The organism is Bacillus sp. FSL R5-0709 (assembly GCF_038004785.1).
GTDB lineage: Bacteria > Bacillota > Bacilli > Bacillales > Bacillaceae_G > Bacillus_A > Bacillus_A mycoides.
On the sequence record NZ_JBBORT010000001.1, the window covers coordinates 3,361,018 to 3,376,372 of the forward strand.

Here is a 15,355-nt window from a genome sequence, read left to right on the forward strand (position 1 = left end):
TTTCATTCTATTTCTCTAAAAATATAAGTACAGACTCCATAATCTTCTCATAACCAATTTCTTGATAAATTTTATTTGATGTCGGATTTGCCAGGTCCGTATATAATGTCGTTGTTTTGTAGCCTTCATCTAACATACGTTGACTAAGTGCAGCGACACAACTAGATGCGTACCCTTTTTTCCGAGCTTCTTTCGGTGTATATACGAAATTAACTGTTATATTGTTTGTAGTCGGTCTCGTTTTTGCAGCTACAGAAACAATCTTCCCGTCTACTTCTAAACCAAATAGACAACGATTAGTAATTAATGTATGAGCAGTTTGTTTCGCTTCTTCTTTCGTAGTAGGAAGCTTCACATCTTCGCAAAATTGATATATCCACTGCTCTATTAATGTTAGCTCATCACTACTTACTTCTCGAAAGATTCCATCTCCGTTCCACTTTTTCTTTACTTGTTTTAATTCATATATACCTTGCTCCATTGCAACATTAGTTTTCTTATTCTCTAACACTGCAATCTCTTCCGCTAATTTCTGTACGATTTTTTTATTACCAATCAATCCAGGAATATGTGGATATACTTTCGTTAACTCTTTTGCAAGTTCCTTAATAGCTACTGCCGAAATCTCAGACGTAGCAACAATTATTTGTTTCTTTTCTTCTGTTTGAAGAAATACACCTGCAATTTCTTCCTCTTGTTTTGCTACTCCTATAAATATCGGTTCTTGGACCATTTGTAATACACCTAATATGAGATTATTTTCCTGCTCATTCTTCTCTAAAAATGGTTTAACCTCTTCTGTAAAATTAAGAATCTCTTCATATACATGTAGTTGAATCATCGACAATCTCTTCTCTCTATTTATAGTTTCATTAAGTATTGGCGATTAATTCATCAAATCCTTCTTTTACGATTTAATAATGTTCGAAGCTAACGTATTCAAATCATTTTCAGCTTGTAAAATTCTTTGTTTTTCCTTTTTAAATACCTCTTCTTCTTTTTGAAATGACTCTTTTCGATTTTTAATCATACGCTCAATCTCTTTTTTACTCGGTCCACCATATACATTTCTTTTTTGAATAAAAGCTTCTGGTGATATAATTTCTTTCCACTCTTCTTCTAATAAATTTACTTTCAAATTTTCTTGTAAGTATACATTTATCTCTTTGAAATTTAATTCATGTAACTCCTTTTTCTGCTCCAATGACATATTCGCAATCGCACTTGCTGCATGATGTGCATGCCGAAATGGTATTTCATAGTTTTTCGTTAAAACATCTGCGAAATCTGTAATCGTAATCGCGTGTTTATATGAACGACTTTTTAACGTTTCCTCTTCTACTTTCATCGTTCGAATAACTGCGTTCATCATACAAAAAACACGAATCGCCTTTTCGATTCCTTTATATAAATACGGCTGCAAGTCATCCTCCGTATCGACAATATCGCCAAATGGTGTATTATGAATCATTTGAAATACAGTAAATGCTTCCCCTAAAGCACTACTCGTAATAGCACGGGCATGTTCTATTGAAACAGGATTTCGTTTTTGCGGCATAATACTACTTATTTGCACATATGGCTTCGCTACAGTAATCCCATCATATTCTTTCGTCGCTAATAGTAAAAAATCATGAATCCATCTACTCGTATTCGTCATAATAACCATTAGTAACGAGCTAACTTCTAATAAATAATCTGCTCCAGCAACAGCATCATATGAGTTCTCAATTACATTTGTAAACCCAAGTAACTGTGCCACTCGTTTTCTCTTAATTGGGAAGCTTGTTGTAGAAAGCGCAGCTGCCCCCATTGGAGAATGATTTAAAAGATGATACGCTTTTTTCATTCTTTCTAAATCTCGTTGCATCGTATCATAAATTGCCAAAATATAATGACCAAATGTTGTCGGCTGCGCCGGTTGTGTATGTGTATACGCCGGCATAATTGTTTCCATATGTTCACCGGCGAGCTCCAGCATACTTTCTTGCAGCAATAAATGATGTTCCATTAACCGCAATACAAATTGCCGTAAACTCATGCGATACATCGTTACACCCATATCATTTCTACTTCTACCGATATGCATATTACTTACAAATTCACACTTTGCTTCTTGAGAAAGCAAATGTTCAACTAAGAAAAAAAGATCTTCATGTTGCTCTGTATATAGCAACTTCTCCTTTGGAATCCCCTCTACTTTTTTAAGTGCGATTAATATAACTTTCGCTTCTTCTCTTTTCATTAACTTCTCTTCAGTTAACATAGTAATATGTGCCCTATGCACTTGAAACATATCTTTTAATAAATAATTACGCTGAAAATTAAATACGTGCTGTAATACACAATCTACATATGTTTTCCCAGGGAAATCAGCGCCTTCATTCTTAATAAACTCTTCTTTACTCTGTTTCATCACCTTTTCCCCTTTCGCCTAAGTGTTACTACCCATCATACCCAAGGATGGTGAAAAAGTGCTTGTACATAAAAATAAACTCGGCGCTCATAGCACCGAGTTTATTTAATAAAAGTCGCATCATACTTATCACTTTGCAACACTTGAAAGTGTAGATTTGCTAAATGTTTACGTATTTCAGCACTGTCATCTTCATTTAAATTATTTGCCAAGAAAACAATTTCTGTACAGTTTCCGCGTTTATCCATTGCATAAACTGCTTTTGTTACCGTCCATGGTGTATAACCATTCTTTTGTCCAGCATGTCTGAATGTTTTACGATATTTCTTTGCGCTCATATCTGTTTCAACGATATTCGCCCACACTTTTTCTTCCGCTTCTGTAAGACCACCTTGATGATTTGCCTTTTGAAGCAGTACCATATAATCGTTAGCGGAAGCAGCCGGCAATCTATCCGACCAAATTTTGTCGTAACGTTCCTCTAAATACAGAGGAATTTCCTTCTGTAATAATGGCCCCTTCTTTTTTAAGCGTTCATGAATAATCATAGCATATTCACGATATTGCTCTTGAGACATTTCTTTTAACTTTTTCTCTATTTTATATTTTGGAACATGTAATTCTTTATGCAAATATCCCGGAATGTATAAAGATGAAACAATCGGAAATAGCGGTTGATGTGCAGGAAGTGCTAAACTTTGTAAATTCCGATTAATATTGTCTAATCCTAATACCTCCATTAAATATTCAGTATTTGCATTAGAACTAAACTTAACCATTCCTTTTGCAACTTCTTCTAAAGAAACCGCTCCTTCAGTTATCTTTTCTTTTTTTTGCAAATAATTTTGCCATCTATCTTGTGCACCACCATCTGTACCCGGCACATAATAACGATTCACATCATTAATTGAAACGAAACTAGACGGATCGATTTTCCCCTCTGTAACTTGTTTCGTATATTCAAGCGCCACAATTAACTTCATCGTACTAGCAACTGGCAATACAACATCCGGATTTACAGAATACACGACTTTATCATTTCTTTTTATTAAAAGTGCACTATTCTTTTCATCTTTATGTTCTTCAATAAAGGATGCTATGTACTGCGCATCATCATTATTTGAACTCCACACTTTTTTCACTAAAAAGTTACCTGATATCAGCAAAACAAAAATACCCACAATCACTGCGCATACTATAGTTTTTTTCAAGTAAAATTCCTCTCCTATTGTGTAACTCTTCTCTATTTATCTCTTAAAAACAAAATAATGGAGATGATTATTTAAACAATCATCTCCATTATTTTAACTTGTATGCTACTATTATGTCTACGTCATAATTTTCACAAAATCCTCTAGAAACTTTTTATAATGTAAAGACCAGCCAATTTTAACCCAATTTTTCAACGCTTTTGCTTCAGGTTGCGGGCGAAAATCAGCGATACTTTCCCCTTTCGCAACTCCAACTGTATCTACATCAACACGACGATACACGTAATCTAAAAGAGATGGATTTGCCGCTACCATCATCGTTACTACATCATGCACTGGGCTCCCTGTTATTTTAGGATTCAGATTTTTATAAGCTTTATAATAATAATCGAAAATCGGTTCTATTAATTTCTTGAAATTCGTTTTAGAATGTTTCGTAATGTATTTCACCATCTCCGGTGTAATAATCGCTTCTGATGTAACGTTAAGCGGTATTAATGTCACATTTTTCGCATTTTGCATAACTAATTGTGATGCAATTGGGTCACCATGAAAATTGGCTTCCGCGACCGGTGTAACATTTCCGGGCATTAAAAAAGCTCCGCCCATTATATAATATTCTTTCACATACTTCATCATTGGTTTTTCTAAAATAAATGCCGTCGCTAATGTTGTTGATCTGCCGGCATCAACAATGATTAGTTCTCCTTTATATTTTTCAATGATATCGAAAAATGCACAAAAAGGTTTAATATTGGGAGAAAAAGTTTTAGGAGGCTTAATAGGTCCCAAACCGTCTACCCCATGAATTTCCGGATAATATGTTACAAAATCCCCAGATAAAGGAATTTTCGCTCCATTAATAACAGGTATATCTTCCCGGCCCGCCATTTGCAATAAATACGCCGCATTACTCGTCGCCTTTTCCTGCGTTACATTCCCATATCCTGTTACTACTCCAACAATCTCAATATCAGGATGCAATAATCCATACATAATTGCTAAAGAGTCATCAATTCCTGGGTCTCCTAAAAATAATATTTTTTTCATAGACCTCAACTCCATCCCATCAATTGTTATTACTTTATGAATACATGACGGAATACAGAATGAAAAAGATAAATTTTGTATAAACAAAAAACGTAGGAACTTCATATTAGAAGTTCCTACGTTTTTCTATATTTTTATGCTACTTTTTTCATCGTAACCATACTACCAATTATATAAGAGATAAATGCAAAGCAAATCGGGAAAACAACTGTATGTATACCGAATGGATTAGGGTAGCAAAGGTGAATAAACATATAGGAACCTACTCCAACTAAAATAGATGCGAGAGCTCCAGTTGCATTTCCTTTTTTCCAATATAAACCTAACACAATCGGCCAAATGAACGCTGCTTCTAAACCACCGAAAGAAAATAAATTTAACCAAATTAAAAAGTCTGGTGGCTTAATAGCGGCAGCATATACGAGTAATCCTACGATACCAGTAATCAATAGGCTACCTTTCTTTATCGTACTATCCGCGGCATCTTTATTTATGTAGTTCACATATATATCTTTAATAATTGACGAACTTACAAGTAATAATAATGAGTTCACAGTAGACATTATCGCTGCCATTGGTGCAGCTAAGAAAACTCCAGCTAACCAAGGTGGCAACACTTCCATTGCGAGTAGCGGCATTACTTTATCTGGTACCGTTATGCCTGGAAGGACTACTCTTGCAAACACACCTGTTAAATGCATACCAATCATAATTGTACCGACGACAACCGTTCCAATGATTAATGCTTGGTGCATAGCTTTTGAATTTTTATAAGACATAGCACGCACACTAATTTGCGGTAATCCAACGACACCAATCCCAATTAAAATCCAAAATGATGTGACATATGATTTCGTTAAACTTCCATCCGCTCCGAACGGTGTTATTAGATTCGGATTAATTTGAATAAGTTCCTGCATAATCTTTTCAACTCCGCCACCAGCAATGACAGTAGCAATTAAAATGATTGTTGTTCCGACTAACATAATGATTCCTAATAACGTATCTGATAAAGCGACTGCACGAAATCCACCAATTAACACATACACAAGTACAGAAAATGTAAATAAAAATAGTGCCGTTGTGTAGGAAAGTCCTGTTAGCGACTCAATTAATCGTCCGCCGCCAACCCACTGGGCTACTGTTGCTGAGAACAAAAAGATTATAATACATAACGCAGAAAGAACAACTACCGCTTTATTATTGTATCTGCCCTTTAAATAATCAATAAGCGTAATTGCTTCCATCTTTCTAGCGATAATAGCAAACTTTTTACCAATAACCGTTAAAACGATATATCCTGTTACAACTTGAATCGCTGATAACAGCACCCATCCAAGACCCATATTGTAAGCAATACCAGGCCCGCCGATAAAGCTACTTGCACTACCGTACGTAGCAATCATCGTCATAGCTAATAATAAGCCACCAAGTTCACGCCCACCAAGAAAATATTCTTGTAAAAATTTATTATTAGCGGTTGCTTGTACACGTCTTGATGCATATACACCAATTAAAAACACAACGATAAAAGAAATTATCATTGGGATTATTACATACCAATTCATCTATCATTCCTCACTTTTTTCTTCCTCATCGAGTGAAATATCTTGAAATAAAAAACGAACAACTAAAATAAGCAAAATAACCATTACGATAAATCCAACGATACAGCTATAAAAAAACCATGCTGGAAAACCTAATACATATGTATATTCACTTGGATCCTTACTTCCAAGCCCATAAGCAAATCCATACCATATTATAAAATTAATAATAGCTAATCCAAGACCAATTAACGCTTCTCTATGGGCAACTCGAAAGCGCGGATCATCATGATAATTCTTCATTTTCCCCCTCCTCTCACGATGTATAATTGTACCACTGTTTTTCTAGTTTTTCCTACTAGAAAACAAAAACGCGCAGGATTTTTTGTAATTATATAGAATACAATGTTTCATTACATATTTTTTACAATTGTAACGAAAATGAAATTTGAATTTTCAGCATTTTTTATTTATGATTTTAAGTAGAGGCTTTTCATCTAGTTCCCACATCCTTGATTTCGGAATAAACGCCGTCTCGTACTGCGTTTAAATTATATTTTCAAGGGGGTTATACAATGAGTCAACTAGCTGTAAATCTTCATGAAAAGGTAGAGAAATTTCTTCAAGGCACAAAGAAACTATATGTGAACGGAGCGTTCATTGAAAGCGCTTCCGGAAAAACATTTAAAACTCCTAACCCAGCAACTGGTGAAACACTCGCTATCGTTGCTGAAGCTGGTCGCGAAGACATTCATAAAGCTGTGGTAGCAGCTCGAATGGCTTTCGATGAAGGTCCTTGGTCACGCATGAGCACTGCTGAACGCAGCCGTCTTATGTACAAGCTCGCTGATTTAATGGAAGAGCATAAAGAAGAGCTCGCACAGCTCGAAACGTTAGATAACGGAAAGCCAATCCGTGAAACAATGGCGGCAGACATACCACTTGCAATTGAGCATATGCGCTATTATGCTGGCTGGGCGACGAAAATTGTTGGTCAAACAATTCCTGTTTCCGGTGATTACTTTAACTATACACGCCATGAGGCTGTTGGTGTCGTCGGTCAAATTATCCCTTGGAACTTCCCACTTCTTATGGCAATGTGGAAAATGGGAGCTGCGCTTGCTACAGGATGTACAATCGTTTTAAAACCTGCAGAACAAACTCCACTATCCGCTCTATACTTAGCTGAATTAATTGAAGAAGCTGGATTCCCGAAAGGTGTTATTAATATCGTTCCTGGATTCGGTGAATCAGCTGGACAAGCACTTGTTAATCATCCACTCGTTGATAAAATTGCATTTACTGGTTCTACTCCAGTCGGTAAACAAATTATGCGACAAGCATCTGAATCATTGAAACGTGTTACTTTAGAGCTTGGCGGTAAATCACCGAACATTATTTTACCAGACGCCGACTTATCTCGCGCGATTCCTGGTGCACTTTCTGGTGTTATGTTTAACCAAGGACAAGTATGCTCTGCTGGATCACGCTTATTTATCCCAAAGAAAATGTATGATAATGTCATGGCTGATCTCGTCCTCTATTCTAAAAAACTAAATCAAGGTGCCGGTCTTAACCCTGAAACAACAATCGGTCCTCTCGTTTCCGAAGAACAACAAAAACGTGTAATGAGCTACATTGAAAAAGGGATTGAAGAAGGCGCTGAAGTACTTTGCGGAGGAAGTAATCCATTCGATCAAGGCTACTTCGTTTCTCCTACAGTATTCGCTGACGTAAATGACGAAATGACGATCGCAAAAGAAGAAATTTTCGGTCCAGTTATTTCTGCAATACCTTTTAACGATATTGATGAAGTGATTGAACGTGCAAATAAATCACAATTCGGCTTAGCGGCTGGTGTGTGGACAGAAAATGTTAAAACAGCACACTATGTTGCAAGTAAAGTACGTGCTGGTACTGTATGGGTAAACTGTTATAACGTCTTTGATGCAGCATCTCCATTTGGAGGATTTAAACAATCCGGTCTTGGCCGCGAAATGGGATCTTACGCGCTGAACAACTATACAGAAGTGAAGAGCGTTTGGATTAACTTAAATTAACGAGAAAGAACCTGACCTACTCGGTCAGGTTCTTTTCATTATGTATTCATTTACACTTGCAACCCACCGCTCACATTTAATACCTCTCCTGTAATGTAAGACGCATACTCTGATGCTAAAAAGGCAGCTGCGTTTGCAATATCTTCCGGCGTTCCGATTCTTCCAACTGGAATCGCTCCAACCATTTTCTCTTTTACTTTATCCGGTATTGTTTTTGTCATATCAGTATCCATAAATCCTGGACAAATCGCATTACACGTAATCCCAAAACTTCCAACCTCTTTCGCTGCTGTTTTTGTTAAACCTACAACCCCTGCTTTTGTAGCCGCATAATTTGCTTGTCCAATATTTCCTTCCCTACTAATAGAAGAAATATTAATAATCCGCCCATACCCTTGTTGCCTCATATAAAGAAGCGCTGGCTGCATACAGTAAAAAACGCCAGTTAAGTTCACTTGTAATACTTGTTCCCAAGCTGATTTCTCCATCTTATGTAACATTGCATCTTTTGTAATTCCAGCGTTATTCACTAAAATATGTAATGTACCAAATTTTTGCACCGCATATTCAATTAACGACTTCGCTTCATTTTGATTACTCACATCACATCGATATAAACTCACATCATACCCTTCATCTGATAATTCACGTGTCGTTTTTTGTAGCTTCTCTTCATTTACATCACTAATTAATACTTTGGCCCCTAGTTTTGCAAAAACTCGTGCGATTTCTTTTCCAATCCCCTGCGCAGCACCCGTTACAACAGCTGTTTTCCCATTCAACAAGTCCATCCCTATCCCCCATTTCTATTAGTTATATTGTATATTTCGGCTCTATGCTTTCCAAATCCTCTTTGTATAAAAAAGTCTATTTGTGTCAAACTAACTTTGCAACGCCGCATAAAACACAAGGAGATTGTTTCGAATGAAAAAAAAGAATGTAGATCGAAACAAAGCTGCCGATGGCATTGATGTTGAGTTCGCTCGCGAACTCGCTGACCACAATGACTTAGAAGCAAACGCACGTGCAAATGCCGCTGATGCACGTCAAAAACGCCAATCAACAGAAAAATAAGGAACTACAACGTTCCTTATTCTTTTCAACAGGGACCTACTACCCATCAAAATAAACCGAGAGTATCTCTCGGTTTATTTTCTATATTTCTTTACGTAGTGCGCTAAAGCAAGTAACGGATATATATGTCCATAACTATGATAGCGAATATAAAAGCCCCCCGGTAACCCTGTACCAGTAGGATATTTTTCATTCATAGTAGACTGCGCGAGCAAATATGAAATTCCTTTTCGAATAATCGGTGTTTCTTGATCGTAGTAAGAAATGAGTGCATCAAGTGCCCACGCTGTTTGTGACGGCGTACTAAAAGGTAAAGAAATAAATTTTTTCTCTACACTACTTTGACAGGATTCTCCCCACCCTCCGTCTTCATGCTGCAAATGTTCGAGCCATGAAGCTGCTTTTTTCAACGCTGGATGAGTAGAAGGCACTCCTAATGCACGTAAGCCTGTCATCGTTGCCCATGTCCCATATATATAACATATCCCCCATTTTCCATACCATGATCCATTCTGTTCCTGTACATCCATTAACCATTTGATAGCTTTCTTTTTTTGCTCTTCAAGCAACTCATTCGGTGCATACGTTCCGAATAATTCTAACACCCTACCTGTAATATCTGGTGTGGACGGATCGGTTATCATATCACTCGCATTTTCAATCGGCAAATTCGATAGTAACTTGCTCGTTACCCCTCGTTCAAAAGCTCCCCAGCCTCCATCATTGTTTTGCAATCCTTTCACCCATTCCACGCCTCTTCCCCACGCATCATCTACTCTATCATTCCCTCTACTTCGCGCTAACGCTCTAAGGGCAGCTGTAGTATCGTCTATATCAGGGATCGTCGTATTAACATCTGAAAATCCCCAACCGCCAGCTACAAGTGATGATGCATGTACGCTCCAATCTACCTTTTTAGTTTGTTGTTTTTGCAATAAATACTCCGTCGCCCTTTGAATCATCTTATTTTCATTTGTAACTTTAGCTTCTTGCAATGAATAGCTAAGTAAAGCGGTATCCCATACGGTAGAAGGAGAATTTTGCAAATGACTTCCTCTGTCCATCTTCCATATATAAGATTTTAATCCTGTCACAGCTTTCTCAATAATTGGAGACTGAATAGAGTGTCCTAATGCAAGCAAAGCATAAATCATATAAAACGTAGCACTGGCGTAACTATATAATGTTCCATTTTCATCTATACGCTCCTTCATAAAGCGCTCTACTTCTTCGTATCCTTTATGATGTAACGATAATGGATAAGATATTACCTTTTTCACATCACCTAAAAACGATTGAAACAGCGGAGACCGCTCCTCTCGAAACCATTGCCCACCCCCGCCTGCAATATGATTTAAATTTGGCAATAACTTTTTCTCTACACGGAATCTCTTATTCATACAAATCATCATCGGAATTAAATGTATACGCGCTGAGCTGCTTAGCCCAAATATACTGAGGGGGGAGTCATCTTGTAAAAATAAGATTGGCGTTGGAAAGTGAAAAAGCGCAGGAAATTCATATTCTCCATGAATCGCTAATAAAAATTTCGTCATAAAATGAGCACGAGAAACTCCCCCGTGTTCCTTAATAAACATTTCAGCTCGCCTCATATTCATAGCTTCTTTCGAATATCTTTCCGAAGCAAGTAAAGCAGCATATGCTTGAATCGTCGCGGATAAATTCCCTCCCTTTTCATCTTCGTATAATTTCCAAGTCCCTTCATTTGTCTGAAGAGATACTAACCTTTTCACAAACGGTTCTATTTCGTCATTTCGCCCTAATAATTTGAGTAAAAAAATCATGTGACAATCCGTTAGCAAAGCTCCTTCAAAACAAAATTGCCACGTTCCGTCTTGCCTTTGCATCGTTTGAAGTGCAGTCGTTCTCCGCTCTATCTCCTCATGCACTTTGTCATATAGTAGCACACCGCTCACCCACCCTTTCTAAGTCCGTATACGATATTCGAAAACTCATCTAAATATGTATGAAAACAAAGAAAAGCAGAACGTGCATTACACACATTCTGCTTACAAACAATACCCAACCCCGACAACAATTCCTAATAGTGCACCAACAACAACTTGATACGGTGTATGTCCAACGAGCTCATTTAACTTTTTATATTCTGTTTGTCTACCATGAAAAAAATCATTCAATATTTTCGCTTGCTTACTTACCGCAAGCCTTACTCCTGAAGCATCGTACATAACAATAATGGCAAAAATAGCGGCAACCGCAAATATTGGACTCTCCACACCTTCCACCACTCCGACACCTGTAGCAAGTGCAGTAACAGTCGAAGCATGCGAACTTGGCATTCCACCTGAAGCAAAGAACTTAGCAAAATCAAACTCGCCTGTTTTTATTAATTTAAAAACGACTTTCGTTAACTGTGCTAAAAACCAAGAAATTATAGCTGCTATAAGTGGATCATTATGTAAAATTGTTTCCATGTTTTTCAGCTCCTCACTGACTATAATGGAATTTCTATATAATATAAGTATAAAGAAAAATGCGTAGAAAATACTACGCATTATGATACTTTTGCTGATTTATTTTTAATAAATTTTGGTTGCTTCTGTAGTAGAAACTTTGTTTTCGCCATTGAAAAGACAAATAAAGCAATCCATATACAGAAAAACGCAATCATATGAGTAGATGTGAAATGTTCACCAAAAACGAACACACCTAAAATTAAACTAATAGTCGGCGCGATGTATTGTAAAAATCCTATCATATAGAGCGGAATAAGTTGTGCTCCTTTAGCAAAATAAAAGAGTGGTAACGCTGTAACAATACCTGCCCCTATTAAAAGAAACGTTGATATTGCCGAAATAGAACCGAACGAACCAAAGCCATGAAATCCTGTCATAAACAAATATATAAGTGCAAATGGCGTCACTAACATCGTTTCCATCGTAAGCCCAATTGTTGCATCATAATTTAATAATTTTTTTGTTAATCCATATAATCCAAATGAAAAAGCAAGTGAAAGAGAAACCCATGGAATTGATCCGAAACGTATCGTTAAAATAACAACGCCCAATCCAGCTAAACCAACCGCAACATATTGCCAAAAATTAAGCTTCTCTTTTAAAACAACTGTACCAAGTAAAATACTTATAAGTGGATTAATATAATACCCAAGACTTGCTTCGATTACATGGTTATGATTTACGGCCCATATGTATACAAACCAGTTTCCACTAATAAGTACCGAAGCAATTGTTAATGACATTAATAATTTAGGTCGTTTAAAAAGGGCCACTAACTCCCCACCAAACTGACGAAACCTCTTCGTTACTCCTAAAACTAACAACATAAAAACAAATGCCCAAACGATGCGATGCGCTAATATTTCATCTGCCGGTACTTCCTCCACCCATTTCCAATAAATCGGAAGGACTCCCCACATCGTATACGCACCTGCTGCATATATAATCCCCTGCTTTTGCTCTGCTGTTTGACTCCCCATCTTCCTTTTTCTCCTCTTCTCTTTTTTTCTTCATTATAAAGTCTCACATACTTACTTTACCAATATTCAATCTGCATTTCTTTCGACATTCCTCTTGCAAATCCTTTATATGTATAAAAACACTCCTACTGTTATAATAACGAGCACTGGAATACCGAAGACAAATTTACTTTTATGTGTCTTATGATGAAACATATACATACCAATCCAAGCTCCAACCGCTCCTCCAGCTGCAGCTGATAAAAACAACGTACTTTCTGGCGTTCTCCACTGCTTTTTCTTTGCTTTTCGCTTATCAAGCCCCATCATACTAAATGCTATAACGTTGATAATAATAAAATAAATCCATTTCATCTCTTTCTCTCCCTTAAAAAATCCGCTTTATGTTAACACGAAAATAAGGTGCGCACAAATAAAAATGGCTATAGGTAAAAAAACTTTAGCCTACAGCCATAATTGTAATACCTTATACTCTATTTCTAATCTTACTATGTTTTTTCGCGTATATAAAATAAATAAAAATACCTACAATAACCCAAATTGCAAAACTGATTAAAGTGGTTTTAGAAAGATTTAATGCTAAATATAAACAACTTACTATCGCAAGTATAGGTAAGAATGGAACTAACGGAGCACGGAACGGTCTTTTCAAATTAGGATGTGTCTTCCTTAATACAATTACAGCTATAGATACAAATATGAAAGCTGTTATCGTTCCCACATTCACTAAATTTGCCAACAAATTCAAGTCCAATAAACCTGCTAATACAGCCGCAAGAATACCCGTAATCCATGTATTAAAAAATGGTGTTTGATAACGTTTATGAACACTCGAAAATCTTTTTGGTAACAATCCATCTCGGCTCATCGAGTATGATACTCGAACAAATGCGAACATAGCAACTAACAGAACTGTTGTTAAACCAGCTATCGCTCCAACTGATAATAGACCAGCAATTCTATCCTCTCCTACAATACGCAGTGCATATGCAACTGGATCAGCTACATTCAGATCCGTAAATGGAACCATTCCAGTTAACACGAATGAAACACCAACATAAAGAATTGTACAAATGCATAAAGAGACAAGTAATCCAATTGGAACGTTACGTTGTGGGCGTTTCACTTCCTCTGCTGCTGTTGCAACTGCATCGAAACCTAAAAAGGCAAAAAATACAGTCGCAGCTCCTCCAATAACACCATGGTATCCAAAAGGAAGAAACGGCTGCCAATTCTCTGGCTTTACATAGTTTGCTCCTACAATAATAAATACTAAAATAACAGCCAGTTTAATAATAACCATTATATTATTTATACGTGCACTTTCTTTCACACCACGACTTAGTAAAAATGTAACAATTAAAATAATAATAACCGCTGGCAAGTCGATAATCCCGCCATTCCCCATCCCTGGTGCAGAAGCAATGATTGCCGGAATATGAATATTAAACCCTAGTAGCAATGACTGAAAATAGGCTGACCATCCCGCCGCCACCGCAGAAGTAGCTAATAAGTACTCTAACATGACACACCAGCCAACTATAAAAGCAAAAATCTCACCTAATGTCATATACGTATACGAATACACACTTCCTGAGACCGGGACTGTAGATGCAAATTCAGCATAACAAAAGGCTACACAAGCACATACAATTGCAGCTAACATAAAAGATAATACAATTGCTGGACCAGCATGTTTCGCAGCTACAATACCTGTTAATACGAAAATACCTGTACCAATAATTGCTCCAATTCCTAAAAGCGTTAAATCAATTGCTCCTAAAGTTTGCTTTAACACTTTTTTCTTTTCTTCATTCATTGCTTTCTTTATAAATAAACTCATTCGTAGAAACCTCTTTTTCAAAATTATCCCTTACTCATTACAATCTTTATTACTGTTGCTATTACACATTAATAATATTCATGCTTTACTTTCACTCCCTATATAGACTCCACAAATTACATAATTTAAAATCAGAAAAATCAATCTTCTAAAAACAAGCTTGTTAACAGGCTTGTTTTTAGAAGATTGATTGAATTTATCACAGGATTAATTATATTGTCAACAATATAATTAATTCACCCGAATTGAATAATTATAAATAAAATAGCATTCCAAAATATACGATACCACTCACGAACACTGATGATTCCCATTTTAATACAATTTTCATTATTCCAAAATTCATTTTTATACATTTAACTCAATGTAATCCCCGTATGCAAACATGATAAAATCAGTCGATTTGTTATACAGAAATAACTATTCATCTTATTAGAGCAATTAACTTTCCTGCAAATTACAAACAGTATTTTCACTTAAGACAATAAAAAAAGCGCAGATGTTCATCTGCGCTTTATTCTTCCGCTTCAATTTCTGTACTATTATTATCGATATGTTCCTTTTGAGCTTCTTCTTGCAGCTCTGCTGAAATCATTCCATAATAAATTTCTGGATATAATCCAAATATTTGATATACACTTCCTAAAAATGGCATCGGAATCCCTCATTTCTAAAG

The 15,355-nt window shown here is 36.5% G+C and carries 15 protein-coding genes; 2 read left to right on the forward strand and 13 right to left on the reverse strand.

Annotated features, from left to right (window positions below; genetic code table 11):
- Positions 1-7 precede the first annotated feature (7 nt).
- From MKX37_RS17140 to MKX37_RS17165, 6 genes are all read right to left on the reverse strand, one after another.
- Entirely contained in the window at positions 8-841 is an 834-nt protein-coding gene (locus tag MKX37_RS17140; RefSeq protein ID WP_002128462.1) for a GNAT family N-acetyltransferase, read from the reverse strand.
- A 66-nt stretch (positions 842-907) separates the two neighbouring features.
- Entirely contained in the window at positions 908-2,416 is a 1,509-nt protein-coding gene (argH, locus tag MKX37_RS17145; RefSeq protein ID WP_078203401.1) for an argininosuccinate lyase, read from the reverse strand.
- A 101-nt stretch (positions 2,417-2,517) separates the two neighbouring features.
- On the reverse strand, positions 2,518-3,627 hold the full coding sequence (locus MKX37_RS17150) for a serine hydrolase (RefSeq protein WP_002128464.1): 1,110 nt from the start codon (positions 3,625-3,627) through the stop codon (positions 2,518-2,520).
- 117 nt (positions 3,628-3,744) lie between these two features.
- The gene (locus tag MKX37_RS17155) at positions 3,745-4,677 is read right to left on the reverse strand and encodes a nucleoside hydrolase (RefSeq protein WP_033708028.1); all 933 of its coding nucleotides are present in this window, start codon (positions 4,675-4,677) and stop codon (positions 3,745-3,747) included.
- Between the two features lie 134 nt (positions 4,678-4,811).
- Positions 4,812-6,245 carry a sodium/pantothenate symporter gene (gene panF / locus MKX37_RS17160; RefSeq protein WP_002087740.1) on the reverse strand — a complete coding sequence of 478 codons (1,434 nt, stop codon included), beginning with the start codon at positions 6,243-6,245 and terminating at the stop codon, positions 4,812-4,814.
- Between the two features lie 3 nt (positions 6,246-6,248).
- Positions 6,249-6,527 carry a YhdT family protein gene (locus MKX37_RS17165; protein WP_002014357.1) on the reverse strand — a complete coding sequence of 93 codons (279 nt, stop codon included), beginning with the start codon at positions 6,525-6,527 and terminating at the stop codon, positions 6,249-6,251.
- Between the two features lie 272 nt (positions 6,528-6,799).
- Between MKX37_RS17165 and dhaS the strand changes: the two genes are divergently transcribed.
- On the forward strand, positions 6,800-8,284 hold the full coding sequence (gene dhaS, locus MKX37_RS17170; protein WP_002014355.1) for an aldehyde dehydrogenase DhaS: 1,485 nt from the start codon (positions 6,800-6,802) through the stop codon (positions 8,282-8,284).
- Between the two features lie 50 nt (positions 8,285-8,334).
- Here the strand turns inward: dhaS and fabG are convergent, their stop codons facing one another.
- The gene (fabG, locus tag MKX37_RS17175) at positions 8,335-9,075 is read right to left on the reverse strand and encodes a 3-oxoacyl-ACP reductase FabG (RefSeq protein ID WP_002128467.1); all 741 of its coding nucleotides are present in this window, start codon (positions 9,073-9,075) and stop codon (positions 8,335-8,337) included.
- Positions 9,076-9,208: 133 nt separating this feature from the next.
- Here fabG and MKX37_RS17180 point away from each other — a divergent pair, with 133 nt between their 5' ends.
- Positions 9,209-9,358 (forward strand): YfhD family protein, encoded by a 150-nt coding sequence (locus tag MKX37_RS17180; protein WP_002128468.1) that lies wholly within the window; start codon positions 9,209-9,211, stop codon positions 9,356-9,358.
- Positions 9,359-9,432: 74 nt separating this feature from the next.
- On the opposite strand, the gene MKX37_RS17185 is transcribed toward MKX37_RS17180, so the two are convergent.
- The 6 genes from MKX37_RS17185 to MKX37_RS17210 all read right to left on the reverse strand — a co-directional run bounded on the left by MKX37_RS17185 (position 9,433) and on the right by MKX37_RS17210 (position 15,334).
- Entirely contained in the window at positions 9,433-11,286 is a 1,854-nt protein-coding gene (locus MKX37_RS17185; protein ID WP_002185204.1) for a terpene cyclase/mutase family protein, read from the reverse strand.
- A 102-nt stretch (positions 11,287-11,388) separates the two neighbouring features.
- Positions 11,389-11,814, reverse strand: a complete 426-nt coding sequence (locus MKX37_RS17190) for a divergent PAP2 family protein (protein WP_000447809.1) — start codon at positions 11,812-11,814, stop codon at positions 11,389-11,391.
- Positions 11,815-11,894: 80 nt separating this feature from the next.
- A complete protein-coding gene (rarD, locus tag MKX37_RS17195; protein WP_078422224.1) occupies positions 11,895-12,836 on the reverse strand; it encodes an EamA family transporter RarD in 942 nt (313 codons plus the stop codon).
- A 105-nt stretch (positions 12,837-12,941) separates the two neighbouring features.
- Positions 12,942-13,190, reverse strand: a complete 249-nt coding sequence (locus MKX37_RS17200) for a DUF1294 domain-containing protein (protein ID WP_000871335.1) — start codon at positions 13,188-13,190, stop codon at positions 12,942-12,944.
- 112 nt (positions 13,191-13,302) lie between these two features.
- Positions 13,303-14,679, reverse strand: a complete 1,377-nt coding sequence (locus tag MKX37_RS17205) for an APC family permease (RefSeq protein ID WP_002128470.1) — start codon at positions 14,677-14,679, stop codon at positions 13,303-13,305.
- A gap of 514 nt (positions 14,680-15,193) precedes the next feature.
- Positions 15,194-15,334: a hypothetical protein gene (locus tag MKX37_RS17210; protein ID WP_002128471.1), complete on the reverse strand. Its 141-nt coding sequence runs from the start codon at positions 15,332-15,334 to the stop codon at positions 15,194-15,196.
- Positions 15,335-15,355: the final 21 nt, after the last annotated feature.

Bases quoted from the DNA above. Each gene is read 5' to 3' on its own strand.
- argH (WP_078203401.1), bottom strand. From the start codon at position 2,416: ATGAAACAGAGTAAAGAAGAGTTTATTAAGAATGAAGGCGCTGATTTC.
- MKX37_RS17200 (WP_000871335.1), bottom strand. From the start codon at position 13,190: ATGAAATGGATTTATTTTATTATTATCAACGTTATAGCATTTAGTATG.
- MKX37_RS17140 (WP_002128462.1), bottom strand. From the start codon at position 841: ATGATTCAACTACATGTATATGAAGAGATTCTTAATTTTACAGAAGAG.
- MKX37_RS17180 (WP_002128468.1), top strand. From the start codon at position 9,209: ATGAAAAAAAAGAATGTAGATCGAAACAAAGCTGCCGATGGCATTGAT.
- MKX37_RS17165 (WP_002014357.1), bottom strand. From the start codon at position 6,527: ATGAAGAATTATCATGATGATCCGCGCTTTCGAGTTGCCCATAGAGAA.
- fabG (WP_002128467.1), bottom strand. From the start codon at position 9,075: ATGGACTTGTTGAATGGGAAAACAGCTGTTGTAACGGGTGCTGCGCAG.
- panF (WP_002087740.1), bottom strand. From the start codon at position 6,245: ATGAATTGGTATGTAATAATCCCAATGATAATTTCTTTTATCGTTGTG.
- MKX37_RS17155 (WP_033708028.1), bottom strand. From the start codon at position 4,677: ATGAAAAAAATATTATTTTTAGGAGACCCAGGAATTGATGACTCTTTA.
- MKX37_RS17210 (WP_002128471.1), bottom strand. From the start codon at position 15,334: ATGCCATTTTTAGGAAGTGTATATCAAATATTTGGATTATATCCAGAA.
- MKX37_RS17190 (WP_000447809.1), bottom strand. From the start codon at position 11,814: ATGGAAACAATTTTACATAATGATCCACTTATAGCAGCTATAATTTCT.
- rarD (WP_078422224.1), bottom strand. From the start codon at position 12,836: ATGGGGAGTCAAACAGCAGAGCAAAAGCAGGGGATTATATATGCAGCA.
- dhaS (WP_002014355.1), top strand. From the start codon at position 6,800: ATGAGTCAACTAGCTGTAAATCTTCATGAAAAGGTAGAGAAATTTCTT.
- MKX37_RS17205 (WP_002128470.1), bottom strand. From the start codon at position 14,679: ATGAGTTTATTTATAAAGAAAGCAATGAATGAAGAAAAGAAAAAAGTG.